Here is a 25,383-nt window from a genome sequence, read left to right as displayed (position 1 = left end):
GTCCGTGGATAAACGAACCGTTTGGCCCTACCCAGATCTGGTCTTCGATCGAGACCCGCGCTTGCGGCCGATGCCCAAGCGAAAGTCACTACCGAGGACCGCGAAACTGGCGGTCGGGACCAACGGTCGGTCGATCCTGGGAGTAGTTTTCTTTCGGAGTCCTGCACAAGGTGTACAGGCCCTACTCCAAGCCTACCGGGAATTAGGAAACCGCGCAGTTCGCAGCCCGTCAATGCCACCATGATCTTCGACTTACTTCTCATCGCGGTACCGATTTGAAGCATGCTTCCACTTCAAACAGATTCGCCAATTCCACTCAATGACGCAAACAAAATTGACCAATCCTCAAACCCGTGAGAATCCGGATGAAAAAGACCTTTGGCGTGGCGGCTCTTCATCTCCGGAACACCCAAAGCATCACGGCTCAAATCCATTGCATGTTCGTGCAAAGAGAACTAACCATTGCCAAGTTAATCAAATCGTGATCTATTAATAAATGGATTGGTCAAGTCAATTGATTTTGGCTATCCGAGTCCCCCACTCCCCTTCAAAAGGTATCTCCGATGATGAAAAGGCTGTCTACGAACCAACTTTCACGTTCTCGTCTCCCACTCGCGGTCATTGCTTCCGGTGCACTTGTTGTCAGTGCAAGCTTCGGAGCAATGGCCATTGCCCCGGCAGCAGACGCAACTCCGCCTGTTCCTGTCAGCATTGCAGCGGCCACACAAGAAGTTCCTCCGATCCACGACAGCGGCAAGGTCGTTCCGGTGCCGATGGGCCAAGAACTCATCCAGGTCGATAAGGACCTGACATCACCTGATGGCTACAACAATGGGTACTTCACCGTTTTCTTCAAGGCTCAAAAAGGGCTCGTGAAAGAAGGGGAGGTACTGCATGCCGATACCTCGTGGTTCCCTAACAGTGGCGAAAGCTGGAGCGCGACCGTAAAGAATGGGATCATCACCGATGATCGCTACGATCCAAACAATCCGCCGTCCGAGTTCCCCGACTCGGATGCTTTTCGCTATGTGCAGTCGTACGCCGCCTTCGGGCATCCGGAAAACCTTGACGATCCAGTTTTCTCGCCCAGCGACAACATCGGTGGTGCAGTTTTCGTACCAGTTTCTGCTCCCAGTCTAGAAACCTCCACCGTTGACAAAGTCTCAGGTTTCCCGCTTCTTCCCGTGGGAAGCAAACAATGGACCTTGAATATCCCGGAGGGAATGTTTGATCTTACAGGCGCTCGGATGCGGTTGACTTACTGGGGCATGCCCAAAGATGGGCCGACCAACGGCGATATTGTCGAATTCGACCTCACCGACACTCAGATCTCCAATGGAAAGCTGGTTATTTCTGATGACGAGATTTCAAAACTGACTGAAGGTTTTTCGTACTACATTTCAATCCGAAGTGCTGACGACACGAAACGGGCTGGTGTCTGGTTAGGGCTATATGGCAGCCAGCCGGAACCGACGCAATCTCCGACTGCAGAGCCAACTCAGGAACCGACAGAAGAGCCAACTGAAACCCCAACTGAGGAACCGACCCAATCCCCAACCGAAACCCCCACTGAGGAACCGACGCAATCTCCTACTGCAGAGCCAACTCAGGAACCGACAGAAGAACCAACCGAAACCCCCACTGAGGAACCGACCCAATCCCCAACCGACGAACCAACCCAAGAACCGACAGAAGAACCAACCGAAACTCCCACTGAGGAACCGACCCAGCAACCAACAGAAGAACCAACCGAAACTCCCACTGAGGAACCGACCCAGCAACCAACAGAAGAACCAACTCAACCTACCAGTAAGCCGTCAGGCGAGCCCGATACTCAGAAACCCGAATCTGGAACTCCAGTAGATCCGAAGAATCAGAAGCTTGCGTTGAATGAGGCAGAGTCAGATCCTTCGAAGGGGCATTTCGTTTTCACCGTGAAGGCCGCTGTCGAAAATGGCCCCGTGTCAGTATCGTATCGCTCGGCTCCTAATGCAGTACCGCACTCGGTTCGGGGAAGCATTGCCGGAAATACTCTCACGTTTGATGCTGACGAAAACTTGATGAAGGAGATCAAAGAGCATCAGGAACTCCTCATCACCATCCGTGATGCACAGGACCAGACAATCTCGACTGTTCTTAAAGGCAAGAGCTCTATGGGCCTGATCTCAGATCTGGTCGATGATCGCCTAGGCGTTCCGCTTGCTGAACACGGCACCGCAGAGTGGACGTTTAAGATTCCGTCTGACTTCCCAGAAATCAGCAAGTCGAATTTCACTTTCGACGTTCAGCACGTTGATACTGACGGTGTACCGTCAACGATCAAAAACGTTTCGTTTGAGATATCCGAAAATATGCTCACCATCAACGATGCACGAGTTCCGAAAGCAGACGACGGACTTTACATGGTTTCCGGATCACCAAATGCTGGTGCTCACGCGTTAGCTAAGTCTGCCGTTCAGGAGCAGTCGGTATCCAGCTGGTTCGGCGTCTACTCTCCGACGGCAACACTATCTCCGACCGAAAGCTCCGAGCCTTCACGTTCTTCTTCTGAAAGTCCAAGTGATTCACAGACTCCACAATCGACTAGCCCGACAGCTACGACATTGACTCCGACTGAATCCAAGAGCGAAAAACCAGAAGAGAATCGGGATCAGTTGGCGCAAACAGGTGTGAGCTCCGGTTTGTATCTCATTGGAGCAATCTCATTGACTATGCTGATCGCAGGTTCAATAGTCCTGCGCATACGCCGTGGGAAGCATAGCTAGCAACGATTGACGTCAGCTTAAAGGCAGTTCCCGTCTAGAGGCGGGAACTGCCTTTTGCTTCGGGTGTCCGACTCTCAGCTCCGGACTGCAATTAGTGTGACGTCAAAGCTAGTGATAATTCCTCGAGTTCTTTGGCCCTTAGCCCCGGCCATCCATGGATGCTTGTCTGCCACTGAGTTGGAATGGCTGCTTTCCCATACGCAGCTCCAATAAGTGAGCCAGCAATTGCCGCGACGGTATCTGTGTCTTGTCCGCCTCGGACAGCCGCTTCAAGTGCAGCAACCAGATGTTCCGAAGGCCGGCCATTGCTTGTGGTGCTGATCGAACACCATGCAGACTGCAAGGCTTCGACTACCCAGCCGTTCTGGGTAAATTGTGCCGGGGTGCCCAGCTCGGCCGACTCGATGCGCCGACTCCATACCGAGGCCCGGTCGCTCTCCAGTAGCTTCAGCCCGCGTCGAAGATCTAGTTCGCCGGTGTGAATCGCGTGCTGAATGGCAACAGTCCATAGCCCGCATGCTTCCCCGGCTTCGATATCAAAATGCGTCAATTCACTAACTCGAACCGCAGCTTCGTAAGTCTCATGCTCATCGTGCTCATGAAAAGCAAGAGCCACCGGTGCGGTACGCATCAGACTGCCGTTGCCGCCTGAGCGTCCAGTTCGTTGATGAACTAGTTCGCTGGATTTCATGGCGTCCTGCCACGAAATTTCGGTGCGGCCATCTGCCTGCGCCAAGCTCTGCGCGGACGACAGTACGGCCCGAGTCTGGTTTCCCACATCGGGTGCAGTCAGCGCCCACTCGGCCCAGGTACGAACCATGTAGTCCAGTGCGGCATCGCTCAGCTCCCCCTGGCTCTCGGCGAGCGCTTGAGCGATGACGATTGCCATGGAGGTATCGTCGGTCCATTCCCCTTTTGCGAAATCACCCAGTCCACCGCCGATCATTGAGACTGGAAACTGCTTCCCGAATGCGGGTTGGAATTCATAACCGGCACCGAGCGCGTCGCCACAGGCCATCCCGATCATGCTTCCAAGAGAACGGTCAATTTGCGCTTCGCTCAGCACCTTGGTTCCTCTCCGTGCTTTATTGGTTGGCTTTAGGCTATTTGATACTCAGCCCTGTACTGCCCAGGACATGCAGTAGTCCAGATTTGTGTTGACGCTTTGAGCGGCTTCCGAGTCGTTGCGTTCCTCGATTGCCGTCAGCAGGTCTTCATGGCCGGCAGCGAGACAGCCGTCGAAGCCTTCGCGCAGGCGCTGCTCCATCTTTGTGCCGTGGAAGACTTCACCGAAGCTTTGGTAGACCTCTGCGAGCAGCGTATTCCCAGATGCTTGGGCAACCGTGAGGTGGAATTCCCAGTCAGCTTGTACCCACGCTTCGTAGTCGCGCGCTTTCCACGCGCTTCTTCGTGTTTCCAGCAGTTCGCGAAGTTTTTCGACCTGCTGTTTGGTAGCGGCGTGGGCCGCAAGGCGAGCAGCTTGTGTATCCAGTGCAAACCTCAGCTGCAAAACGTCAGTGTCGGAATGCTGCTGGAAAACTTGGCGGGCTGTGCCGTCGAATTCATTCGTTGCGCGGACGTAAGTTCCGTCGCCTCGTCGTACTTCTAGCATTCCGACGTGACTCAGTGCTTTGATGGCTTCCCGAAGCGTGCCGCGTGAGACTTGCAGTTCGTCAATCAGCGCAGGCTCTGCAGGAATTTTTGAGTCTAGTGGCCATTGCCCCGAGGAGATTTTTTCCGACAGCCATGAAGCGACGTCATCTGAGAGTGGTCCGCGTGCGCGGCCCGGCAGAGCGGAAGTCAAAACTTTTCCTTTCGGAGTGCGCCGACTACTCGGAATCGACGGGTTCCAGTGCAGCTCGGCGAGGAACGCCCGAGCTCAATAAATACGCCAAAAGCAATTGTGCCACTGCAAATCCCAAGAGCAGCCACATTGGCAGCGTCCAGCCACCTAGGGCCGATGCCAATAGTCCAAGGACAAAAGGTCCGGCGGCAGCCACCAAATACCCAACAGTCTGCGCCAAAGTAGACATTGCTGCTGACGCTTCAACGCTTTCACCGCTGCGGCTGATGGACAGCATCACCAATGGGAAGACAGTAAATCCGATTCCTAGGAATACCACGCTGATAATCGACAGATTCGTGGGCAGAATCGGTAAGCTCAGGAATCCCACAAGACTCGAACCAGTAGCGATCATGAAGGCAGTTCGCAGCAGTCGCGGGCGGCTGGCGATGGACATGACCAGCGCAATGGCTGGGATGGAGATAAACTGCAAGATCCCGAGCATAAGCCCGGCAGTTGCCGAGTTCATTCCCCGGGAGACGAGCATTGACGGCAGCCAGCTGACAATCGAGTACACCAAGAGAGCCTGGACCGTGAAGAGCCCGGTAATCAGCAATCCATTGCGGGTAGCAAGCAATGGCCATGGCGAATGATGCTTAACCGCTTTGACGGCTGCAGGCTTTTTGCTCTTGATCGCAATAGGGACCATAGGAATAACAGCAATAAGGGCAAGCACTGCCCAGACCGCTAGCCCGAGCAGCGGGGAGGAAAGCTGCTGCGCAATGGGGACCGCTACAGCGGAGGCCACCGCGGCTCCCAGGGACATGCAGATGGTGTAGGTGCTTGTCAGCAGCGACGTCCGTTCAGGGAAGTGCTTTCTCACGAAGGACGGCAGGCTGACGTTGCACACGGCAAGGCCGCTCATGCTGATGATCGTTCCTGCGATAAGCATTGCGGTGGATTCAACGGCACGCAGCGACAGGCCAATTGTCAGTAGAAGAATTGCCAACAACATTGCTCGTTCAAGCCCAATTTTCCGGGTCACCCAAACTGTCACCGACCCGGCGACAGCGAAGCACAGAACTGGAATTGTTGGCAAAGTTGCAGAGATGAAGGCGCCATACCCCTGGAGGTTCTGCAGGTCATTGAAAAGTGCTGATGCACTGACCACTCCGACTCGCAGGTTAATACCCATCAGTACGACGGTGGCGATGGCCAAGAAGATCATGGAGCGTTTGGCTATCTCCGACTCCGGCTCGAACTGCTGGTTTTTATTCTCCCGCGATGCTTCTAGCGTAGGTTGCGTCATTCTTTAAACATTAGACGTATGACGTTTGATCTTCCAAATTCACTGCCACAAATTACTCTCCGGTAAATTACTGTGGTTCTATGACTTTCGCCTTTGCCATCTTCAGCGCATTATCGGCACTAACCAACTGGTGGTCGGTTGCCATTTCCCGTCGCAGGGTTGAATACGTCGCGAAGCCGTTGACGATGCTCCTCATGGCCGTAGCTGCAGTCTTCGCCGGAATGCTCGGCAGCACGGCTGGCGTTTGGTTCGCAGCAGGCATGGCCTTAGGGCTTTTCGGCGACATTGCGCTGCTAGGTCGCAAAGAAGCACACTTCATGGCAGGCCTCGGGTCGTTTCTGCTGGGACACATTGCCTATTTGGTTTCCCTGTCGATGCTGCTAGCCCCGAAGTGGCAGATGGCAGCAATCGCAGCGGGGATCGTTGTGCTCGCTGTGCTTTTGATGCGTAAGGCACTGACAAAATTATGGAAGGATTTCGGAGCAGGGCTCGGCATCTCATGCATTGTCTACGCCACCACCATCGCACTCATGGTGCTTCTAGCGTGGCTCACCGGCTCCTGGATTTGCGGCATCGGTGCAAGCATCTTCATGGCCAGCGACTCATTGCTTTCATCGGGGATCGCTCGGCGCGGTTTCGAATCCGACAGCCCACGAGAACGGACCATCGTCATGATCACCTATCACGTCGGCCAGGGCCTCTTGGCCGCAGGGATCATTGCACTCACCGTCTAGGGCACGTTGAATCCAACGCTGGCTGCAGCCGCCAAGACTAGTGCGTCAAACCTTCCCGAGCACTCCTCGAACATTTATCGAGAGCTACAACGCGCCAGGATCCGGGATATCACTCGAAGAGTAGCCGCCTTCGCAGGCCTGTGCTGGGCACCCTTGCCAGGTCTTAGAAAAATATCCGACGATATCGAAAGCCACGAAAGTCCGATATTCCTCCTCCACGGCTCCGTTGACGTATTCCGCTGCGGCGTTCAGTGCAAGGTGGAAGAAGCGGCAGACTTCAGCGAAACCCCACACTTCCATAGTCAGCTCAATGACTTCTTGATGTGTAAGAAAGACTTCATCGTCAAGACCCAAATCCTCAGCCACATCAATGACGAAGTCCAGGGTCAGAGGATGATCTTGCCCGCAATCACACCATTGGACTCCCTGGTCGGGCAGGTCCCACACAGTAGGCACAATTCTAATTTTCTCTACATCCGACTCCTGATGCACCAAATTCGAGAACATGCCGAGCCCTTCTTCCTGTTAGACCGTCTACTCAGAACCTACGCGGGCGATCCGACAGATTGAACATCAGATTGCAGCCAACGAAGAAGATACCGAGAAATTCACTCTAAGAGGCAGACCATCCGTAAAGTCGTTCCGGGCGCCCCACTCCCCCATACTTTAAATTCACCTGCACTAGCCCTTCGTCCGCGAGGTACTCCAGGTATCGGCGAGCGCTGACCCGAGAAGTGCCCAGCTTCTCTGCTGTTTCGGTGGCTGATAAAGCATCGTCGCTGGATCGGAGAATCCCCTCGACAAGGCCAAGAGTTTCGGCGCTGCAGCCTTTGGGCAGGGGTTTGCGCTGCTGGGTTCCCAATCCCAAGAGCCTGTTCACGTCGGACTGATCCAGTTCGTGTTCCGCATCATCGCCTAGGCCGCGGTAGGTCTTTTTGTAATGTTCAAGCCTCTCGCGCAGATCTTCGCGCGAAAATGGCTTCATGAGGTAATGAATAATGCCTCCGCGTAGAGCTTTACGCACGGTGTCCATCTCTCGGGCAGCGCTAATCACGATGACATCAAGCTCAGGATGAATATCTCTGAGTTTTTGCAGCAAGTCCAGCCCATTGCCATCGGGCAGATAAATATCGAGAAGCACAAGATCCGGTGCAAGTTCGGCGACAGACTTCAGCGCCTGAGCGGCGGAGTGCGCGACTCCGACGACACTGAAACCTGGTTCGCTGTTGACGAATCCTGAATGAACTTTGGCGACCATGAAGTCGTCATCAATCACCAAGACCTTGATCATGCCGAATCTTCCTTTTTAAATTGTGCGAGTGTGGCGACAAACTTTGCACCATGGTCGTTCTCCGCAAGAATGTCACCACCCCTGCGTCGACAGACTAGTCGGCTCAACGCCAGACCAAAGCCGCGTTTTCGGTCTTTTTGAACAGTTTTCGTTGAGAATCCCTGGGTAAATATCTCTTCGATGACTTCAGGGTCTAAGCCCGGACCGCTGTCCTTGACGGTAATTGTGACGTGCTCTTCAGCGGTATCGATGCGTAGGTTGATTTTAGCTATTTCCGACTCCGCGACGGCATCCATGGCGTTATCGATGAGGTTGCCGATGACGGTTGTGAGGTCCTTGGCCATGGAATCCTCGCAGCGCGGCAGCCACGAGTCCGAAGCCAGGATTAGCTCCATACCCCGCTCTGCGATGACGCTGGCCTTTGCGATCAGCAATGCCGCAATAGTGGGTTCGAGAATTCGCTGCGTGATTTCTTCCAAGGTCTTGCTGCGGCTGAAGCTGACCCCATCGATAAACCGGATCACGTCATCATATTCTTCCAGCTGGATCAGGCCGGAAATTGTGTGCAGCTGATTCGCGAACTCGTGCGTTTGGGCGCGGAGCATGTCGCTGGTGGCCTTGGTGTCGCCAAGTTCTTGCTCCAATAACGTCAGTTCCGTCCGGTCCCTGAATGTGGTCACGGAACCCATGTCGGTTCCTCGGCTGTGCAGTGGCATGCGGTTGAAAACGACGACTTTTTCATCAATGAGAAATTCCCTGTCGGGTTCAGGCTGCTCTGTCATCAATGCGCGAATAACCGACGGCTGGACATTCAGTTCTTTCAGGGTTCGTCCCACGCAGTCCAAGGGCAGGTTCAGCAGGTCGATGGCCACATCGTTGGCAAGGGTCACGTGCTGGTCCGGGCCGATAGAGATGATTCCTTCTTTGACTCCGTGCAATAGTGCTTCACGATGTTCAAAGAGTTCGGTAATTTCCCGCGGTTCAAGCCCCCGAGTTTGATATTTGACACGGCGCGACAGGAGGAAAGACCCTCCTGCGCCCAGAAGAAGGCATATCAACAAAGTAATCAGGGCATTAGGCGCTACAACTCTGAAAATCTCAATGGTGTGGGGGTAGCTTTGGCCGGCTTCAACGACGCCGATCAGCTGGCCTTTATCGTTCAATACGGGTACTTGTGCAAGAAGGATCCGTTCGTTTTCTCTCTTTACTTCGCCTCGCCAGGCTCGGCCTTCCAGAACGTTCGTTTCGGAATTGATGAGGGATTTGCCGATATCCTGCGGATAACTGGAGGTGATGATCTTTCCCTCGGCATCGGCAACCGCGACGAATTCGAGGCCGGAGATGCTTCTGGTGGATTCAGCCATTGCCGGCAGTGCTGCACCCATTTCTGGGGCGGCTTCGGGCAGCAAGGCACGGAGCATGGGATTGGCAGCGAGCGATTCGGCGGCCGACAGGCTGCGTCTGCTTTCCGAGCGTTCGAAATCATTTGTTGCTTGATCCACCGACACTGCAATCACTCCCGCCATCACCACAGCGATGATTAGAAGCTGCAATACCAAATGCTCGGTTGCGAGACTCAGGTGGCGGCGTACAGCGCGCACGCGCTTCTTGCCGAGTGTGGCCATGATTCGCACACTCCTTGTTTCTGGATCCTGCCCCTCATCTAGAATAACGAGTCAAAACGAGATCCAAGTCACCATTTCTGGTTACACAATGAACAGTATCTACTCTGCTTACGCAAGCGTGACCCGAGCCACATTCAACTCATAGGATCAAACTCATTCGCTCCACCGATGAAAGATATGGGGACTATTCCTATGCGAACCTTCAAGCCATTCCGCGCCGTTGCGGCAATTGCTGCAGCAGCTGCGCTCGCGTTGACCGCAACAGGCTGCGGTGTCACTTCAGAGAAGGCAGATTCCGGATCTTCGGCTTCCAGCGGTCCGGTTTCCGGGCTGCGAATCATGGTTCCAAATACTCCAGGCGGCGGCTACGACACCACTGCCCGCGTTGCGGCCAAAGTCATGGATGAAGCTGGAATTGCATCAAACGCCGAAGTCTTCAACCTCGCAGGTGCTGGCGGCACCGTGGGCTTGGCTCGTTTGATCAATGAGAAGGGCAAGGAAGATCTTGCCATGCTGATGGGTCTGGGTGTTGTTGGCGCCAGCTACACGAACGATTCCGCGAAGCTGACCGAAACCACTCCAATCGCCAAGCTCATCGAAGAGCCGGGCGCCATCATGGTCTCCAAGGACTCCCCGTTCAAGACCATTGACGACCTGGTTGCTGAATGGAAGAAGGATCCAGGAAGCCTGTCGGTTGGCGGAGGTTCCTCCCCTGGCGGCCCAGACCATCTGCTGCCGATGCAGCTGGCAGAAGCTGTTGGCGTGGATCCAAAGAGTGTGAACTTCGTGTCCTACGACGGCGGCGGCGATTTGCTCCCTGCCATCCTCGGCGACAAGGTCGACTTCGCCGCCTCCGGCGCAGGCGAGTACATGCAGCAAATCGAAGAGGGCTCGGTGCGAGTCCTGGCAACCAGCGGCGAGAAGCGTCTGGAAGGCGTTGACGCTCCAACTCTGAAGGAATCAAACATCGATTTGGTCTTCACCAACTGGCGCGGACTGGTGGCCCCGCCGGAGCTGTCTGACGAGGCGAAGGCCAAGTGGATTGATGTTGTTACCAAGATGCATGAATCAGAGCAGTGGAAGGAAGCCTTGAAGACCAACGGTTGGACCGATGCCTTCATGACCGGCGATGATTTCAAGGCCTTCCTGATGGAACAGGACGAGCGCGTAGCTAGCGTGCTCAAGACCCTGGGTCTGGCGTGAGTGAAGTAACCACAGCGAAGAAGAAGCGCGTCGAACTCCTGTTCGCCGCGTTTCTTCTTCTGGTGGGAATCATTGTATTTGTTGATGCGTCGCAGCTTCAGGTGACGTACTCCCAATCAGATGTGATTGGGCCAAAAACTGTTCCATTCGTTGTCGGTGGAATCCTCGTCGTTTCTGCGATCGCGCTGATAATTACCGTTCTTCGCGGCAACCTAGCCGAAGGCGAAGAAGGGGAAGACGTCGACTTGAACCAGCCGACCGATTGGAAAGTCATCCTGCCGTTACTGGGAATCTTTGCAGTGACTATCCTCATCATCAATTGGGCTGGCTGGGTGATTTCGGGGACCCTCCTGTTCTTTGGAACCGCGGTCTGCCTCGGAAGCCGGCGTTGGGTACTGACTTTCCTCATTGCCCTGGTAGTTTCTCTTGGTTCCTTCTATGGGTTCTATGTAGGCCTAGGGATCAAACTTCCAGCAGGAATCCTGTCAGGGGTGCTGTAGTAGATGGATACTTTTAACCTCCTCATGGACGGGTTTGCCTCCGCGTTGACCCCCATGAACCTGCTTTTCGCATTCGCCGGTGTCATGTTGGGCACCGCAGTTGGCGTGCTTCCAGGCATCGGCCCAGCCATGGCTGTTGCTCTGCTGCTGCCGGTCACCTACGGAATGGAGACCTCCAGCGCCTTGATCATGTTCGCCGGTATCTACTACGGCGGTATGTATGGTGGGTCCACTACCTCGATCCTGTTGAACACACCTGGCGAATCAGCCACAGTGATCACGGCGATCGAAGGCCATAAGATGGCCAAGGCTGGCAGAGCCGCACAAGCTTTGGCCACGGCGGCCATTGGCTCGTTCATTGCCGGCACCATTGGCACCGCGTTATTGGTGACTATCGCACCATTCGTCGTGAAGTTTGCGGTCAGCATTGGTGACCCAAGCTACTTCGCCATCATGGTGTTGGCGCTCATCACCGTGACAGCGGTTCTGGGTTCCTCCAAGATCCGCGGCTTTGCATCCCTAGGCTTGGGTCTGGCCATCGGCCTGGTCGGAGCTGACCCCGTTACTGCACAAGATCGTTTGACCTTCGGAATACCCACGCTGGTCGACGGCCTAGACATTGTTGTTGTCGCAGTGGCGATCTTCGCTATCGGCGAGGCCTTGTGGATTGCTGCGCATCTGCGCACCACCCCGGCAAAAACCATTCCTGTCGGCACTCCGTGGATGGGCAAGGAAGACTGGAAGCGCTCCTGGAAGCCCTGGCTGCGCGGTACAGCATTCGGCTTCCCTTTCGGTGCGCTGCCGGCCGGCGGCGCCGAAGTTCCGACTTTCCTGTCCTATGTCACCGAGAAGAAGCTGTCCAAGCATCCTGAAGAGTTTGGCCACGGAGCTATTGAAGGAGTGGCTGGGCCTGAAGCGGCTAACAATGCTTCAGCTGCAGGCACATTAACTCCTATGCTTGCACTCGGCCTTCCTACCAACGCCACCGCTGCTGTGATGCTTGCATTCTTGATGATGAAGGGCATCCAGCCAGGTCCACTGCTCTTTGAGAATGAGCCTGAGCTTGTCTGGGCGCTGATCGCCAGCCTGTTCATCGGAAACACTCTGCTGCTGCTGATCAACCTCCCGTTGGCTCCCATGTGGGCGAAGCTGCTGAAGATCCCACGCCCGTTCCTCTACGCAGGAATTCTGTTCTTCGCAACACTCGGCGCCTTCTCCGTAAACATGCAGGCCATGGACTTGTGGATGCTGCTACTGATCGGTCTGCTCGGATTTGCGCTACGCCGCTTCGGGTTGCCAGTGCTGCCGCTCATTCTGGGTGTCATCATCTGTCCTATGGCCGAAGTTCGCCTGCGCAAAACTTTCCAGCTGAGCAACGGAGATATTTCGGGACTCTGGAGCGAGCCTCTGGCTGTGGGAATCTACATCCTGATTGCTGTGCTGCTCTCCTTGCCGTTGTGGATTGCACTGTTCCGCCGGCTTCGCGGCAAGCCAGCAGTATCAGAAGACGCAATTGCCATCGACCATATCGAGGTCCCTAGCGACGAGGCAGGCGCAGGATCGAATCAGCCCACCAACACGTCTGGCCTTAAGGGAAGTGACAAGAAATGACTATTGTCGTCGGATACATCCCGTCCCCGGAAGGCGAAGCGGCGTTGGACCGCGCAATTGTCGAGGCACAGAGATCTGGTTCTCGACTGGTTGTAGTGAATTCGTCCAAGGGCGACCAATTGGTGGATGACAAGCTGCTTGATGCCAGAGAATTTCATCTCTTGGATGAGCGGCTGGCTTCAGCGGGCATCGACTTCTGGATCGAGCGAAGCTCTCAGGGTTCCGATGCTGCCGAGAATATTCTGCATGTCGCCGAAGCCCAAAGAGCCGAGCTGATTGTCATAGGCCTTCGCAAGCGGACATCAATCGGAAAGTTCATCCTAGGCAGCACGGCCCAACGGATTATCCTCCAAGCACACTGTCCGGTGTTGTCCGTGAAAGTGAATAGCGGCTGGTAAGCGTAAAGCGTCTGTTCCCTCATTATCAATTGAGGAAACAGACGCTTTATGTCATATCAGAATTCGATTACAGTCGAACCACTCTTTAGCCTTAGTGCATGACCTCAATGCCATCGGCTATCCAGATACCAGCCAGACTCAAGCGTGGATCCACCATTCGCGTCGTCGCACCGTCAAATTCTCGATCCTTCGTCATGGAATTCGACAATACGCAATGGATCATCGAACGTTTTGAAGCGATGGGGCTGACGCTGCAGTACGGAGACCATGTCGATGAACGAGATGTTCTAGACAGTTCCTCGATCGAGTCGAGAGTAGCCGATCTCCACGCAGCGTTCGCAGATCCAAACGTCGATGGGATCATCAGCGTCATCGGCGGCTTTACCTCCAACGAGCTGCTCCCCTATCTCGATTGGGACCTAATTGCCGCCAACCCGAAAGTATTCTGCGGATACTCCGACTTCACTACGCTGGCTAACGCTGTCCATGCTCGCACAGGCTTATTGACCTATGTGGGAGCTCATTGGTCATCATTTGGCATGCGCGATCATTTCGAACCGACAGGCCAGTGGTTTAGAAAGGCGACCCACGAGTTCGAATGGTCCATCGAACACCAGTCAGAGTTTACCGACGACCTTTGGTTTATGAATCAAGATGATCGGAACCCTCTCAGAACTGACGGGCCATGGATTCTGAACGAAGGGGACGCAGGAGGAAAAGTCATCGGCGGCAACTTGTGCACCCTTAACCTCCTTCAAGGAGGCGACTGCATGCCGTCGCTGGATGGGACAGTTCTCTTCTTGGAGGACGATGGAGCAGTGGGCGCACACGACTTCGCCCGCGATCTTGCCTCTCTGCTCCAGCTGCCTGAAGCGGAAAATATTCTCGGGCTGGCGATAGGACGTTTTCAAACTGGATCACAAGTTACACGCGAGCAACTGGAGCTCATCATCTCCAAACATCCCCTCTTGAAGGAAGTTCCTGTCGTCGCAAACCTCGATTTTGGACATACCAGTCCAATGTTCACACTGCCGATTGGCGGGTTCGCGGAACTGACTGCGCACGGTTCGACGGTCAGCTTGAATTTTTCTCATGAATCCAAGTAATTGGGCCTTCCCAAGATAATCACCAGGGCTCTACTGCGGTGACTTCCTCACAACTCCCAACAGCCATGAATGACGTGCCGTTCTTACGGCACGTCATTCATGGTTTAGTAGCAATTTGGTTTCAGTGCGCTAGACACCCACAAGCTTTTCTCTGGCTTCAGAGTAGATGCTCTGCGGGCGGCTCAGACCGTAGTGGCCTCGCAGTGTTTCTGCAATGTACTCGGTCCGGAACAGGCCCCGGCGCTGCAAAATGGGAACCACTTGCTCAATAAACGTCTCTAGTCCGGAAGGCAGGACTGGGGGCATAATGTTGAATCCGTCTGCTGCTCGTCCCGTAAATGATTCTTCGATGTAGTCTGCAATTTGCTCAGGTGTGCCAATGACTGTTTGGTGCCCTCTGCCTGAACCCAATTCCCGCAGAATTTGGCGTACCGTCAGATCTCTTCCGTATCCCAGCTTGAGGATGACGTCCCGTCGAGACGTGGATTTCTCGGCGTCGACCACATGCTCTAGCCCTGCCGGAAGCTTGGAATCCAGCGCCAGTTCCGACGGAGCAACATGCAGCTGCAGCGCCAGATTCGCCAATGCATGTTCTGGCAGAATCAGCGAGTCGAGTTCGTCCGCCAAGGCGGAGGCTTCACGGTCCGTGGATCCAATGATCGGCACGATCCCTGGAAGTACTTTCACCTGTTCCGGATCGCGTCCCGCCGCTGCCGCTCTGGTTTTCACTTCCGCATAGAAGGCTTGTCCCTGGGTGAGCGACTGTTGGACCGCGAAGATCGCTTCGGCCCATTTGGCGGCAAAGTTTTTCCCTGCAGGCGAAGCTCCCGCCTGAATGATTACCGGACGGCCCTGCGGCGAGCGCGGCAGATTCAGGGGTCCCTCAATCTGAAAATATTCGCCCTCATGGTTGATGCGGTGGATCTTCTCCGGGACTGCCCAGAGCCCTGCCTGCTTATCGCCGACGGGGGCGTCATCCTCCCACGAGTCCCATAGCTTCACCGCCGCAGTCAAGAATTCATCGGCGCGGGAGTAGCGCTGGGTGCTGTCGAACTGCCGGTACTGGGAAAAATTCTTGGCGGCTGCGTCGCCTGCTGTGGTCACCACATTCCAACCGGCCCGGCCATTGCTGATGGTGTCCAGGGTCGCAAATTCGCGGGCCAAGTTATAGGGGTCGTTGTAGCTGGTGGATGCCGTGGCGATCAGGCCGATCTTTTTTGTCACTGTCGCCAGCGCGGTGAGCAGGAGGATCGGGTCCAATGCTCCGGCGGGCCGCTGCGCTGGCGGCGCCTGCACAACAGGACTGTCAGCGAAGAACACAGCGTCGAATTTTGCTGCTTCTGCCAGCTGGGCAAGACGCTGATAGTGCGCAACGTCGGTTCCTGTATTTACGGAGGAGTGAGGCAGCCGCCATGAGGCTTCGTGATGGCCGGTGGTCATGAGAAATGCGTTGAGAATCAGCGATCGTGACATGTTTAGTCCTTGGGTATCAGTTGGATGAGGTTGAGAGTTCTATTGCTGGTTCCAGCGTGAGAAGCGCCGTTCCAGTGCAACTAGGCCGGCGTTCACCGCGAAGCCGAGGATTGAGACGGTAAGAATCGCCGCATACATTTGCGGGATGAGAAAGCTGGCTTGCGAGTTGGTGATCAAGTAGCCGAGGCCGGCCTTGGCACCGATCATTTCCGCTGCGATGAGAACCAGCACCGAAGCTGTGCCTGCCATCCGGATTCCAGTAAAAATTGTCGGAAGCGCCGAAGGAAGGATGACTTTGGCGAAGATTTCCACGTTGGTCAATCCCAGCGTTCTAGCCGCCCTGATCAGCAGCGGGTCCACACTCTGCGCCCCGAGGATCGTGTTCAGCAGGACCGGAAAGAAGGCGGCGAACACGACGATTGATATTTTTGATGTTTCACCGATTCCCAGAAGTAGCGTGAAGACGGGGAGCAGCGCCAAGGCGGCAGTGTTTCTGAAGACTTCAAGCAGGGGATTCAAGAAGTTCTTTACCTGGGGATACCACGCAATGACGAGCCCTGCCGGCACCCCGGTGAGAATGGCGAGGGCAAATCCTGCAATTGACCTTCCGAGGCTTGCCTGAGCATGGACCCACAGCTCACCTGAAGCAACTAGCTGCCACAGCGCCCCGAGTACTTCGTGCAATGGCGGAAGGAAAACTCTCGCTGATGGCGCGAGCACCAGCTGGGGAATGACTTCCCAGACAACCAGAAAAAGAATGATCGCACCTGATCCATCCAGAATCTTCCGCAGCCCGTTGCTGTGGGCGTTTCGCGGCGGCTTGGCCAACTGTGTTGCTTCGCCGGTGATCTTGGCCTTGGAGGATTCAGCAGCTGGGACGTGAATCGTACTCATGCCGCGGCTCCTGCCAGGGCGAGTTCTGGCTGTCCAGCCTTGGCGCCGATCGAATCGGCCGATGCGTGCAGCAAGTTCCAGATTTCGTGGCGGTAGCGTCCGAATTCTGTCGTGGATCGCACGTCATCTTCAGTGTCCCGGTGTTCCAAATCGATGCTGATGATGCGTTGGATTCTTCCTGGACGCCCGCTCATCACTGCCACGCGCTGGCCGAGATAGATAGCTTCTTCAATTCCGTGGGTGATGAAGATGATGGTGGTCCCCGTGCGCTTCCAGATCTGCAGCAGCAGTTCTTGAAGCTGCTCGCGGGTTTGCGCATCCAATGCTGCAAAAGGCTCGTCCATGAGCAGGACCTTTGGTTCATGAGCCAAGGCCCTGGCAATTGCCACCCGCTGCCTCATTCCGCCAGACAGTTCGCTCGGATAGCGGTCTTCGAATCCTTCGAGTCCCACCAGCCGCAGGTACTCAACTGCGCGTTCCCGCCGCTGCTTCCTGCCGAGGTCGCGACGACCACGGGCTAGGCTCTCCAAGCCAACCTCGACATTTGCCGCCGCCGTTTTCCAAGGGAATAAGGCGTACTGCTGAAATACGACTGACCGCTCGAGTCCAGGTCCCGAGATTGCTTCGCCGTCGACCAGCACCTGGCCCGCGTCAGGTTCGCTGAGTCCCGCCAGAATATCCAGCAGGGTGGACTTGCCGCAGCCGCTGGGCCCTACCAAGGTGAGGAATTCTCCATGCCCTACGCTCAGGTTGACTTCTTCAAGTGCCGTCACTGTTGCCGTAGTCCCCGGGGCTTTCCTCTGGAAGTACTTGGAGACGTTCTGTATTTCAATACTCGACATGATGTCCTACTTTCCAACCGCTAGATCGTTGTATTCGTTGGTGTAGTAGTCCCCCGGCGTAATTTCGCCTTCGACTATCCCGGTGTCGTTGAGCCATTGGCCCCACCGGCTGAAGTCTTCGTCCTTGATGGCACCGTGTTCTGAGACGCCGAAGCTTCGGTAGTACTTCAGCGGTTCGGTGCTTTCACCACGGCCGCGCTTTTCGATGATGCTTTTCAGGCGCTGCACTACTTCCTCGCGGTTATGTGTGCTGGCCCAATCTGCTGCCTTGCCGATACCGGTGGCAAGGGTTCGGGTGGCTTCGGGATTGGCGGCAATGAATTCGTCTCTCAAGACGTACTGGCCGCCGTTGAAATCCCCATAGACGTCCACATCCCTCAGGAACTTGCGCAGCCCGCCCTGGGCCAGGGCATGTTCCTGGAAGACCGAGCTCAAGGCGCCCACATCGACCTGGCCGCTGCGTATGGCCTGCTCTGTATCGCTGGGTGGAAGCACAACCAGCTGCACCTGCTTGATTTCGTCTTCCGTCAGTCCGCTGCGGCGTAGGTAGGAGCTCAATACCGCCTCTGAATGCGCCCCGAGCGTGTTGACCGCGACGCTTTTCCCGATCAAGTCCTTCGGTTCCTTGATGCTGCTGTCGTCGCGGACGTAGAACGTGTAATTGGATGCCGCATCGGATCCATAGGACGAGACCACGGCGGTGATCTGGGCTCCTGCTTCTTGAAGCTTCACGACGGCTCCGGCGAAGGCGCTTCCCAAGTCTGTGGCGGAGGTGGCGGTGTTCTGGATGCTGGCGGGCCCGCTGGTGTTGTTGCCGACCCATTGGAGATCGATGCCCTGCAGGTAGCCGAGGTCTTCGGCCAGCTCTGGGAGATTGACGCCGTTGGCCCCGCCTTCGTAGCGGACGACGACAGAACCGTCAGGGTTTGAGCTGGCGGCCTGGCTGGAGGTGGCGCAGGAGCTGACCGCCATCGAAACGACGGCCAGCAGGGCGGCTGCCGTCAAAGCGCGAGCTGAAATTTGATGCTTCGTTTGCATGGGTGGTTCCTTGTAGTCCGGTGGTGGGCTGCGTTGGTAGAAACCATCCAAACAGCCCCACAGCTTGCGAAAAAGACCCACGTCAAGCACCTCAACAGTGTGAAATATTGGCTTATTGCGTCCCTGGATAAAGCTTTGTGTCGCCAAGGCGCACTGTCTCGTTCCAAAGGCCGAAGAATTCAGCGTCCCGGCTGCGAATATGACTTTTGTTGCGCCCAGCGCCGATCTGGAAAGGGTCACACAAACGCTGCGGAGGTACCTGGATGACGCTCAGCGGCTTTTCTTCGTCTTCCGCAAGGGTCGGAAACCAGTTCAAATATGACGAAATCCAGCCATTTCATCAGCGGTTTCAGCTCTTGAAGCACGGCAAACACGTGGATAGGGTTTTGCCATGAGCATCCTGCCCGAGAAAACAGTGATTCCCCAACGCTTGAAATCAGGATCAAGGCTGCGCGCCATCGCGCCTTCCTGTTCACGCGCCTTTGTCATGGAGCACGACAACACGCAGTGGATCAATGAGCGGTTCGAGCAGCTGGGCATCACGGTGGACTTCGGAGCGCATGTCGACGAGAACGACGACTTCGACAGCTCGCCCATCGCCTCGCGCCTGGAGGATCTGCACGCTGCCTTCGCAGACCCCGAGGTCGACGGCATCATCAGCGTCATCGGAGGCTTCAATGCCAATGAGCTGCTCCCCTATCTCGATTGGGATCTGATCGCGCGGAACCCGAAGGTCTTTTGCGGGTACTCGGACTTCACCGCGCTGGCCAATGCCGTCTATGCCCGTACCGGCCTGCTGACCTACGTCGGTGCGCACTGGTCCTCTTTTGGCATGCGAGATTTCTTCGAACCAACCGGGCTCTGGTTCAAGAAGGCAACCCACGATCTTGCCTGGAGCATTGAACACCAGCGCGGGTTCACCGACGATTTGTGGTTCATGAACCAGGACGAGCGGAGGGTTCATGCCACCGACGGCCCCTGGGTTTTCGCTGCCGGCTCGGTGCAGGGCAGGGTGCTCGGCGGAAGCCTGAGCACCTTCAGCCTGCTGCGCGGCACGCCCTACATGCCAGATCTTTCAGGCGCTGTGCTCTTCGTCGAGGACGACGCCGCAGTGGACATCGACGAGTTCGGCCGCAATTTTGCCGCCATCTTGCAGGCTCCTGGCGCCGACCAGCTGGCAGGTGTGGCGATCGGGCGCTTCCAACTCGATTCGAAAGTCACCAGGGGCCTGCTTGCGCAGATTATCGCCAAGCACCCGATGCTTCAGAACATCCCGGTCGTCGCAAACCTCGACTTCGGACACACCAGCCCGATGTTCACCCTGCCCATCGGCGGCTTCGCCGCACTGCGCGCCGAAGGCACGGAAGTGCAGCTGGGTTTTGCGCACCGTGTTCAGGAGCTGTAGGCAGGTTAGAAATATCAGCCAAGCTCAGGCACCGGCTCTAGACTCCCAGCGGATCTGAGGCGAGCGCACAGCTAAACTTGGATTTTTTCGGGCTAACGGCTGAAATCGCGTGAGAAATAGGGGCAGGGGGCCTCGAAGGAATACGGTTAGAGGAGAAATTCAGCTCGAAAGCTCCCAACGGTCCTGCCGAGCGCCCGGCGCCGTGGCCTGTTTGGCACGCCTGTCCCCTTGTAAAGGCTTTATCGTGAACGGCAATGCAACCTTCAGACACAACAACGTAGCCCTGCTCTCTGTGAACAGCGTGCTGGCCGGCGAGGTCCTCAGCTCCGCCGAGTTCGACGAGCGATTGGCGCCAAGTCTGAAACGGCTGCATTTGTCCAAGAAGCTGCTGGAACGCGTCTCCGGGGTGGCCGAACGCCGCTGGTGGTCTGCCGGAACAAGCTTCGACGACGCCGCGATCACCGCTGGCAAGCAGGCGCTGGACGCGGCGGGCATCGAGCCGGGGCAGATCGGCCTGCTGATCAACACCTCGGTGACCCGCCGCAATCTTGAACCCTCGGTGGCCTCCAAGGTGCACCACGGGCTGGGTCTGCCCTCCTCCGCGCTGAACTTCGACATCGCCAACGCCTGCCTGGGCTTCGTCAACGGCATGACCCTGGCCGCAAATATGATCGACTCCGGCCAGATCAGCTATGCCTTGATCGTTGCCGGCGAGGACGCGCAGCCCACCCAGGAAATCACCTTCCAGCGGCTGAACGACCCGAATTCCACCCGCGAAGACTACTTGCGCCAGTTCGCGACCCTCACCCTAGGCTCCGGAGCGGCCGCCGCAGTGGTGGGCCCGGCAGACAGGCACGAGGGCAAGCCGCGGATCGTGGGCGGGGTGTCCCGCGCCGGCACCGCGCACCACGAGCTGTGCGTGGGCGGGCCAGCCGGGATGTACACCGACAGCAAGGGCCTGCTGGACAACGGCCTTGAGCTGGTGGTCGACGCCTGGAATGAGGCTCATGCCGCCGGCTGGGATTGGACCTCGATGGACCGCTATGTCACCCACCAGGTCTCCAAGTCCTACACCAATGCCATCATCAAGGCGGTGGGGCTGGTCCGCGACCGCGTGCCAGTCACCTTCCCCAAGTGGGGCAATGTAGGCCCGGCCTCGCTGCCGATGACCCTGTGGCAGGAAGCCAAATCGCTGAAGCCCGGGGACCGGGTGCTGTGCATGGGCGTGGGCTCGGGACTGAACACGGCGATGATGGAGCTTGCCTGGTGATCGGCGAATTCCCCGGACTGCCCGCAGAATACTCCCGCTACCTGGAGGTGGAGTCCAGCTCCCTGGTGGACACCCCGGGAAGCAGCTACCGATGGCATGTGCTGGACAACGGCGCGCAGCTGCAGGCCGCCGGCATCGAGCCGGTAGGCACCTTGCTGTGCGTGCATGGCAACCCCACCTGGTCCTACCTGTGGCGCTCGCTGTTCGCCCATGCATCAAAGAACGCGCTTCCCTGGCGCATCATAGCCGTGGACCAGCTGGACATGGGCTTCTCCGAACGCACCGGGCTCTTCCGCCGCCTGGCGGACAGGGTCAACGACCTGGGCGACCTGACCGATGCGCTGGACCTGTCCGGACCTGTCACCACCGTAGGCCACGACTGGGGCGGAATCATTTCCCTGGGCTGGGCCCTGGCCCACCAGGACCAGCTGGCCAGCGTGGTGCTGACGAATACCGCAGTGCACCCAGCGGGCTTCAAACTGCCGGCCGCCTTGCAGCTGGCATCCCACCCGGCGGTGCACCACTGGGGCACCACCAGCACCGCCGCGTTCCTGCGCGTGACCCACTCCCTGGCCAACCCGGCCCTCGCCCCTGACGTGCGCGCCGCCTTCATGGCCCCCTACGCCAGCGCCGCGCGGCGAGCCGGCGTGGGAAACTTCGTCGCAGACATCCCGTTCGCGCCGGAGCATCCCAGCCGGCCGGCGCTCAACCGGATCTCTTCAGGCATCCGAGACCTCAAGGTTCCTGCACTGCTGCTGTGGGGGCCGAAAGACCCGGTCTTCTCCGACCGCTACCTTCGCGACCTGCTCGGCCGACTGCCCCAGGCCCAGGTGCACCGCTTTGAAGGCGCCGGGCACCTGCTGGCAGAAGACCGCGATATCGCCTCCCCGATCTTCAGCTGGCTGTCCGGTCCCGACCAGGAACGTCACGCCGCGCCCCGAAGCACCGGCGGCCTGGACTACCAGCCGATGCTTGCGCAGCTTGATGCACGCACCGAAGACCACAGCCCAGCAGTGGTTGACATTTTCCCCGCCCGCTCGCTGTCCTGGGCTCAGCTGGGCCAGCGGGTCAATGACATGGCCAAGGGGCTTGAACACCTGGGGGTCAAGCCCGGTTCGCGCGTCAGCCTGCTGGTCCCTCCCGGCATCGAGCTGACCACGCTGATCTACGCCTGCCTGCGCCTGGGCGCGGTCATCGTCGTGGCCGACGCGGGCCTGGGCACCAAGGGACTGGGCCGCGCCATCAAGGGCGCCGGCCCGCAGTTCCTCATCGGCATCCAGCGGGCGCTGCTCGGTGCCAAGGCGCTGAACTGGCCGGGAACCCGCATCAGCGTCCAGACGCTGCCGCCGGCACTGGCCAAGACGCTCTCGGTGCGCAGCAGCGTGCCGCAGCTGCTGGCCGCCGGAGCCGCCGGCAAGCCCGCCGCCGGGGACTTCGCCCCCGCCGCCCCGGACGCCGACGCTGCATTGCTGTTCACCTCCGGATCAACCGGCCCCGCCAAGGGCGTGGTCTATACCCACCGCCAGCTGGCAGCCATGCGCGACACCCTAGCGCACACCTACGGGCTGCAGGCAGGCTCCGCCCTAGTGGCGGGATTCGCGCCCTTCGCGCTGCTCGGCCCCGCACTGGGCGCCACCTCGGTGACCCCGGACATGGACGTCACCTCCCCCAAGACGCTGAGCGCGGCGGCGCTGGCCGACGCGGCCGCGGCAGTGGACGCCACGGTGGTCTTCGCCTCCCCCGCCGCGCTGGCCAACGTCCTGGCCACCAGGGACCAGCTCTCGGCCAGGCAACGCCGCGCCCTGGAGAACGTGCAGCTGATGCTCTCCGCCGGGGCGCCCATCCCGCCCGCCCTGGCTGACGAGGTCCAGCAGCTGACCCCAAACGCCAGCGTGCACACCCCCTATGGCATGACCGAGGCGCTGGGCGTCACAGACATCGACCTGGCGGGCATCCGCGCCGCCGGCAGCGGCAACGGCGTCTGCGTGGGCACCCCGGTGGCAGGAGCCAGCATCAGCATCGCGGTCTTGGACGAGCACGGCGAACCGGTCCTGGAACCGAGCACCGAACCCGGGGTGACCGGTGAAATCCTGGTCAGTGCCCCGCACGTCAAGGACCGCTACGACAGGCTGTGGATCACCCAGCAGCACAGCGCCGCGATCCCCGGCTGGCACCGCACCGGAGACGTCGGCCACCTCGATGAGCAGGGGCGGCTGTGGGTCGAAGGTCGGCTGGGCCATGTGCTGCGCACCGCCGCAGGCCCGATCACCCCGGTCAGGGCAGAGAACCTGGCCCAAGCGGTGCCCGGAGCGGGCCGCGCCGCGCTGGTTCCGGTGGGCCCGGCAGGCACCCAGAGCGCGGTGATAGTCATGGAAACCGCCCCTGCCGCCGTCAAGCCGGGGCTTGCCCCAGCCCAGCTGAGCGCCAAGGTCCGCAGCGCGGTGGGTGCCGCAGGCATCGAGGTGGCGGCGGTGCTGGTGGTGCCCGAGCTGCCCACCGACGTCCGCCACAACTCCAAGATCGACAGGGCCCATCTGGCCCGCTGGGCGCAGTCCGCGCTCGCCGGCGGAAGGATCAGCAAGCCATGAGTCCAACAACCCCAGCTGCAGCGCGCAGGGTGCTGGTCACCGGGGCCAGCGGCATGCTCGGCGGCGCCGTTGCGGCGCTGCTGCGCAGCCAGGGCCACCATGCGCGCACCTTCCAGCGCCGGCCCACCCCCGGGTCCGGCGACGAGGTGCTCGGATCCCTGGCGAACCCGGCGGACATCGCCAGGGCGGTGGATTCGATGGATGCAGTCATCCACCTGGCCGCGAAGGTGTCATTCACCGTGCCCTGGGAAGAGTTCGCCTCGACCAACATCGAGGGAACCAAACAGCTGCTCGCCGCGGCGCAGCATGCAGCCATCGCGGACTTCGTGTTCGTCTCCTCGCCGTCGGTAGCCCATTTCGGAGAACCGCTGGCAGGTGCCCCGGCGGGAACCGCAGACCCCGAGCGGGCCCGCGGAAACTATGCCCGGTCAAAGGCCGCCGCAGAGCTCTACGCGCTGGGCTGCAACAGCGGGCGCTTCCGGGTCGCGGCAATCCGCCCCCATATTGTCTGGGGGCCGGGCGACACTCAGCTAGTCGAGCGCGTCCTGCAGCGGGCGGCCGCCGGCCGGCTGCCACTGTTGGACCACGGCGCCGCGCTGATCGACACCACCTATATCGATAATGCCGCCGCGGCGATCGTGCGCGGACTTGAACGCATCGAGCAGGCCAAGGGCCGCGCCCTGGTCGTCACCAACGGGGAACCGCGCCCGGTCGGCGAGCTCATTGCTGGGATCTGCCGCGCCGGCGGGGTGCCAGAACCGAAGTTCAGCGTCCCGGGCTGGCTGGCCCGCGGCGCGGGGTCGGTGATCGAGCGCGCATGGCTTGCCGCCGGTGCACGCGGCCTTGTCTATGACGAGCCGCCGATGACCCGCTTCCTGGCCGAGCAGCTGTCCACCGCGCACTGGTTCGACCAGCGCGAAACCCACCGGGTTCTCGACTGGACCCCGCAGGTCACCATCGATGAAGGGCTGCAGCGCCTTGCCGCCCATTACGGCGGGACGGCCGGCTGACTACTTCTGGCGCAGGCGCAGCACCAGCTGCTCGATGGTGTCCGGAGTCAGGAAGCCATCCTGGTTCCCGCGGGAGATATCCAGGTGGTAGCTGACCCCGTCGCCTGCCAGCAGTGCCAGCTTGGCAAGCACCGGATCTCCCAGTGCCTCGTTGAGCACCTGGAACCACAGGTCGCGTCCGCGGCGCAGTGCTGCCGACGCGTCGGCATTGCCGCGCTGCGCCAGCCTGGTGCTTGCCACGACCATGCGCTCAAGCGGGGATTCTTCCTCCATGGACGAGGTGAAGTAGTAGTGCACCGCTTGGGACAGGTCAGTGCGCATGGCTGCCACGTCGGCATCGATCAGCTCGTTCAGCCGCCGCACCAATTCCGTATCCAGCGCTTGGCGGGAGTGGAAATGGTGCAGCAGCCCGGCCTTGGACAGCCCGCTGCGCTTGGCTGTGGCGTCGATGGTTGCCTCGCGGGTGCCGTGGTCGTAGAGCAGCCCAACATAGGCTTCGAGGATGATCTCCTGCTTTGTTGCTGTGCTCGCGGCCACG

General features: G+C 58.5%; 22 protein-coding genes. 11 read left to right on the top strand and 11 right to left on the bottom strand.

What is annotated here, in order from left to right; all coding sequences use genetic code 11:
- Positions 1-662: 662 nt before the first annotated feature.
- Positions 663-2,765: a hypothetical protein gene (locus tag AUR04nite_RS10675; protein WP_141364797.1), complete on the top strand. Its 2,103-nt coding sequence runs from the start codon at positions 663-665 to the stop codon at positions 2,763-2,765.
- 91 nt (positions 2,766-2,856) lie between these two features.
- On the opposite strand, the gene AUR04nite_RS10670 is transcribed toward AUR04nite_RS10675, so the two are convergent.
- From AUR04nite_RS10670 to AUR04nite_RS10660, 3 genes are read right to left on the bottom strand one after another with little or no spacing between them, the layout of a single operon-like run.
- Complete coding sequence (locus tag AUR04nite_RS10670) at positions 2,857-3,831, bottom strand: ADP-ribosylglycohydrolase family protein (protein ID WP_141364795.1); 975 nt, start codon at positions 3,829-3,831, stop codon at positions 2,857-2,859.
- Positions 3,832-3,879: 48 nt separating this feature from the next.
- Entirely contained in the window at positions 3,880-4,569 is a 690-nt protein-coding gene (locus tag AUR04nite_RS10665; protein ID WP_141364793.1) for a FadR/GntR family transcriptional regulator, read from the bottom strand.
- A gap of 25 nt (positions 4,570-4,594) precedes the next feature.
- Positions 4,595-5,776, bottom strand: a complete 1,182-nt coding sequence (locus tag AUR04nite_RS10660; protein ID WP_407646689.1) for an MFS transporter — start codon at positions 5,774-5,776, stop codon at positions 4,595-4,597.
- Between the two features lie 161 nt (positions 5,777-5,937).
- On the opposite strand from AUR04nite_RS10660, the gene AUR04nite_RS10655 reads away from it, so the two are divergent.
- A complete protein-coding gene (locus AUR04nite_RS10655; RefSeq protein ID WP_141364789.1) occupies positions 5,938-6,591 on the top strand; it encodes a lysoplasmalogenase in 654 nt (217 codons plus the stop codon).
- Positions 6,592-6,675: 84 nt separating this feature from the next.
- Here AUR04nite_RS10655 and AUR04nite_RS10650 read toward each other — a convergent pair whose 3' ends face one another.
- From AUR04nite_RS10650 to AUR04nite_RS10640, 3 genes are all read right to left on the bottom strand, one after another.
- Entirely contained in the window at positions 6,676-7,098 is a 423-nt protein-coding gene (locus AUR04nite_RS10650) for a hypothetical protein (RefSeq protein WP_141364787.1), read from the bottom strand.
- A 106-nt stretch (positions 7,099-7,204) separates the two neighbouring features.
- Entirely contained in the window at positions 7,205-7,882 is a 678-nt protein-coding gene (locus AUR04nite_RS10645) for a response regulator (RefSeq protein WP_141364785.1), read from the bottom strand.
- On the bottom strand, positions 7,879-9,507 hold the full coding sequence (locus AUR04nite_RS10640) for a sensor histidine kinase (RefSeq protein ID WP_246055488.1): 1,629 nt from the start codon (positions 9,505-9,507) through the stop codon (positions 7,879-7,881). The genes AUR04nite_RS10645 and AUR04nite_RS10640 overlap by 4 nt, the downstream gene beginning before the upstream one ends.
- Before the next feature lie 192 nt (positions 9,508-9,699).
- On the opposite strand from AUR04nite_RS10640, the gene AUR04nite_RS10635 reads away from it, so the two are divergent.
- From AUR04nite_RS10635 to AUR04nite_RS10615, 5 genes are all read left to right on the top strand, one after another.
- Positions 9,700-10,710: a Bug family tripartite tricarboxylate transporter substrate binding protein gene (locus AUR04nite_RS10635; RefSeq protein WP_141364783.1), complete on the top strand. Its 1,011-nt coding sequence runs from the start codon at positions 9,700-9,702 to the stop codon at positions 10,708-10,710.
- Positions 10,707-11,210, top strand: a complete 504-nt coding sequence (locus AUR04nite_RS10630) for a tripartite tricarboxylate transporter TctB family protein (protein ID WP_141364781.1) — start codon at positions 10,707-10,709, stop codon at positions 11,208-11,210. Before AUR04nite_RS10635 ends, AUR04nite_RS10630 begins: the two co-directional genes overlap by 4 nt.
- Positions 11,211-11,213: 3 nt before the next feature.
- Complete coding sequence (locus tag AUR04nite_RS10625) at positions 11,214-12,821, top strand: tripartite tricarboxylate transporter permease (protein WP_141364779.1); 1,608 nt, start codon at positions 11,214-11,216, stop codon at positions 12,819-12,821.
- On the top strand, positions 12,818-13,219 hold the full coding sequence (locus tag AUR04nite_RS10620) for a universal stress protein (protein ID WP_141364777.1): 402 nt from the start codon (positions 12,818-12,820) through the stop codon (positions 13,217-13,219). Before AUR04nite_RS10625 ends, AUR04nite_RS10620 begins: the two co-directional genes overlap by 4 nt.
- 98 nt (positions 13,220-13,317) lie before the next feature.
- Positions 13,318-14,325, top strand: a complete 1,008-nt coding sequence (locus AUR04nite_RS10615; RefSeq protein WP_246055487.1) for a S66 family peptidase — start codon at positions 13,318-13,320, stop codon at positions 14,323-14,325.
- 129 nt (positions 14,326-14,454) lie between these two features.
- Here the strand turns inward: AUR04nite_RS10615 and AUR04nite_RS10610 are convergent, their stop codons facing one another.
- The 4 genes from AUR04nite_RS10610 to AUR04nite_RS10595 are packed head-to-tail and all read right to left on the bottom strand — an operon-like array spanning position 14,455 to position 18,572.
- Positions 14,455-15,798, bottom strand: coding sequence for an LLM class flavin-dependent oxidoreductase (locus AUR04nite_RS10610; protein ID WP_141364774.1), 1,344 nt, complete (start codon positions 15,796-15,798; stop codon positions 14,455-14,457).
- 39 nt (positions 15,799-15,837) lie between these two features.
- On the bottom strand, positions 15,838-16,692 hold the full coding sequence (locus tag AUR04nite_RS10605; RefSeq protein ID WP_141364772.1) for an ABC transporter permease: 855 nt from the start codon (positions 16,690-16,692) through the stop codon (positions 15,838-15,840).
- The gene (locus AUR04nite_RS10600) at positions 16,689-17,537 is read right to left on the bottom strand and encodes an ABC transporter ATP-binding protein (protein ID WP_218024676.1); all 849 of its coding nucleotides are present in this window, start codon (positions 17,535-17,537) and stop codon (positions 16,689-16,691) included. The genes AUR04nite_RS10605 and AUR04nite_RS10600 overlap by 4 nt, the downstream gene beginning before the upstream one ends.
- A 3-nt stretch (positions 17,538-17,540) precedes the next feature.
- Positions 17,541-18,572, bottom strand: coding sequence for an ABC transporter substrate-binding protein (locus tag AUR04nite_RS10595; RefSeq protein WP_141364768.1), 1,032 nt, complete (start codon positions 18,570-18,572; stop codon positions 17,541-17,543).
- Between the two features lie 391 nt (positions 18,573-18,963).
- On the opposite strand from AUR04nite_RS10595, the gene AUR04nite_RS10590 reads away from it, so the two are divergent.
- From AUR04nite_RS10590 to AUR04nite_RS10575, 4 genes are all read left to right on the top strand, one after another.
- The gene (locus AUR04nite_RS10590) at positions 18,964-19,977 is read left to right on the top strand and encodes a S66 family peptidase (protein WP_141364765.1); all 1,014 of its coding nucleotides are present in this window, start codon (positions 18,964-18,966) and stop codon (positions 19,975-19,977) included.
- Positions 19,978-20,221: 244 nt separating this feature from the next.
- A complete protein-coding gene (locus tag AUR04nite_RS10585) occupies positions 20,222-21,247 on the top strand; it encodes a 3-oxoacyl-ACP synthase III (RefSeq protein WP_141364763.1) in 1,026 nt (341 codons plus the stop codon).
- On the top strand, positions 21,241-23,835 hold the full coding sequence (locus tag AUR04nite_RS10580; RefSeq protein ID WP_170184184.1) for an alpha/beta fold hydrolase: 2,595 nt from the start codon (positions 21,241-21,243) through the stop codon (positions 23,833-23,835). The genes AUR04nite_RS10585 and AUR04nite_RS10580 overlap by 7 nt, the downstream gene beginning before the upstream one ends.
- Complete coding sequence (locus AUR04nite_RS10575; RefSeq protein WP_141364759.1) at positions 23,832-24,845, top strand: NAD-dependent epimerase/dehydratase family protein; 1,014 nt, start codon at positions 23,832-23,834, stop codon at positions 24,843-24,845. Before AUR04nite_RS10580 ends, AUR04nite_RS10575 begins: the two co-directional genes overlap by 4 nt.
- On the opposite strand, the gene AUR04nite_RS10570 is transcribed toward AUR04nite_RS10575, so the two are convergent.
- Positions 24,846-25,382, bottom strand: coding sequence for a TetR/AcrR family transcriptional regulator (locus tag AUR04nite_RS10570; RefSeq protein ID WP_141364757.1), 537 nt, complete (start codon positions 25,380-25,382; stop codon positions 24,846-24,848).
- Position 25,383: the final 1 nt, after the last annotated feature.

The sequence above is a fragment of the Glutamicibacter uratoxydans genome (genome assembly GCF_006539925.1).
GTDB classification, from domain to species: Bacteria; Actinomycetota; Actinomycetes; order Actinomycetales; family Micrococcaceae; genus Glutamicibacter; species Glutamicibacter uratoxydans.
The sequence above is the reverse complement of the archived record's forward strand: the minus strand, read 5'-3'. Positions and strand labels throughout refer to the sequence as shown.

Coding starts and splice junctions, on each gene's coding strand:
- AUR04nite_RS10620 (WP_141364777.1), top strand. CDS start 12,818: ATGACTATTGTCGTCGGATACATCCCGTCCCCGGAAGGCGAAGCGGCG.
- AUR04nite_RS10675 (WP_141364797.1), top strand. CDS start 663: ATGGCCATTGCCCCGGCAGCAGACGCAACTCCGCCTGTTCCTGTCAGC.
- AUR04nite_RS10590 (WP_141364765.1), top strand. CDS start 18,964: ATGAGCATCCTGCCCGAGAAAACAGTGATTCCCCAACGCTTGAAATCA.
- AUR04nite_RS10610 (WP_141364774.1), bottom strand. CDS start 15,798: ATGTCACGATCGCTGATTCTCAACGCATTTCTCATGACCACCGGCCAT.
- AUR04nite_RS10605 (WP_141364772.1), bottom strand. CDS start 16,692: ATGAGTACGATTCACGTCCCAGCTGCTGAATCCTCCAAGGCCAAGATC.
- AUR04nite_RS10650 (WP_141364787.1), bottom strand. CDS start 7,098: ATGTTCTCGAATTTGGTGCATCAGGAGTCGGATGTAGAGAAAATTAGA.
- AUR04nite_RS10660 (WP_407646689.1), bottom strand. CDS start 5,776: ATGATCTTCTTGGCCATCGCCACCGTCGTACTGATGGGTATTAACCTG.
- AUR04nite_RS10615 (WP_246055487.1), top strand. CDS start 13,318: ATGACCTCAATGCCATCGGCTATCCAGATACCAGCCAGACTCAAGCGT.
- AUR04nite_RS10640 (WP_246055488.1), bottom strand. CDS start 9,507: ATGGCCACACTCGGCAAGAAGCGCGTGCGCGCTGTACGCCGCCACCTG.
- AUR04nite_RS10645 (WP_141364785.1), bottom strand. CDS start 7,882: ATGATCAAGGTCTTGGTGATTGATGACGACTTCATGGTCGCCAAAGTT.
- AUR04nite_RS10635 (WP_141364783.1), top strand. CDS start 9,700: ATGCGAACCTTCAAGCCATTCCGCGCCGTTGCGGCAATTGCTGCAGCA.
- AUR04nite_RS10595 (WP_141364768.1), bottom strand. CDS start 18,572: ATGCAAACGAAGCATCAAATTTCAGCTCGCGCTTTGACGGCAGCCGCC.
- AUR04nite_RS10575 (WP_141364759.1), top strand. CDS start 23,832: ATGAGTCCAACAACCCCAGCTGCAGCGCGCAGGGTGCTGGTCACCGGG.
- AUR04nite_RS10655 (WP_141364789.1), top strand. CDS start 5,938: ATGACTTTCGCCTTTGCCATCTTCAGCGCATTATCGGCACTAACCAAC.
- AUR04nite_RS10625 (WP_141364779.1), top strand. CDS start 11,214: ATGGATACTTTTAACCTCCTCATGGACGGGTTTGCCTCCGCGTTGACC.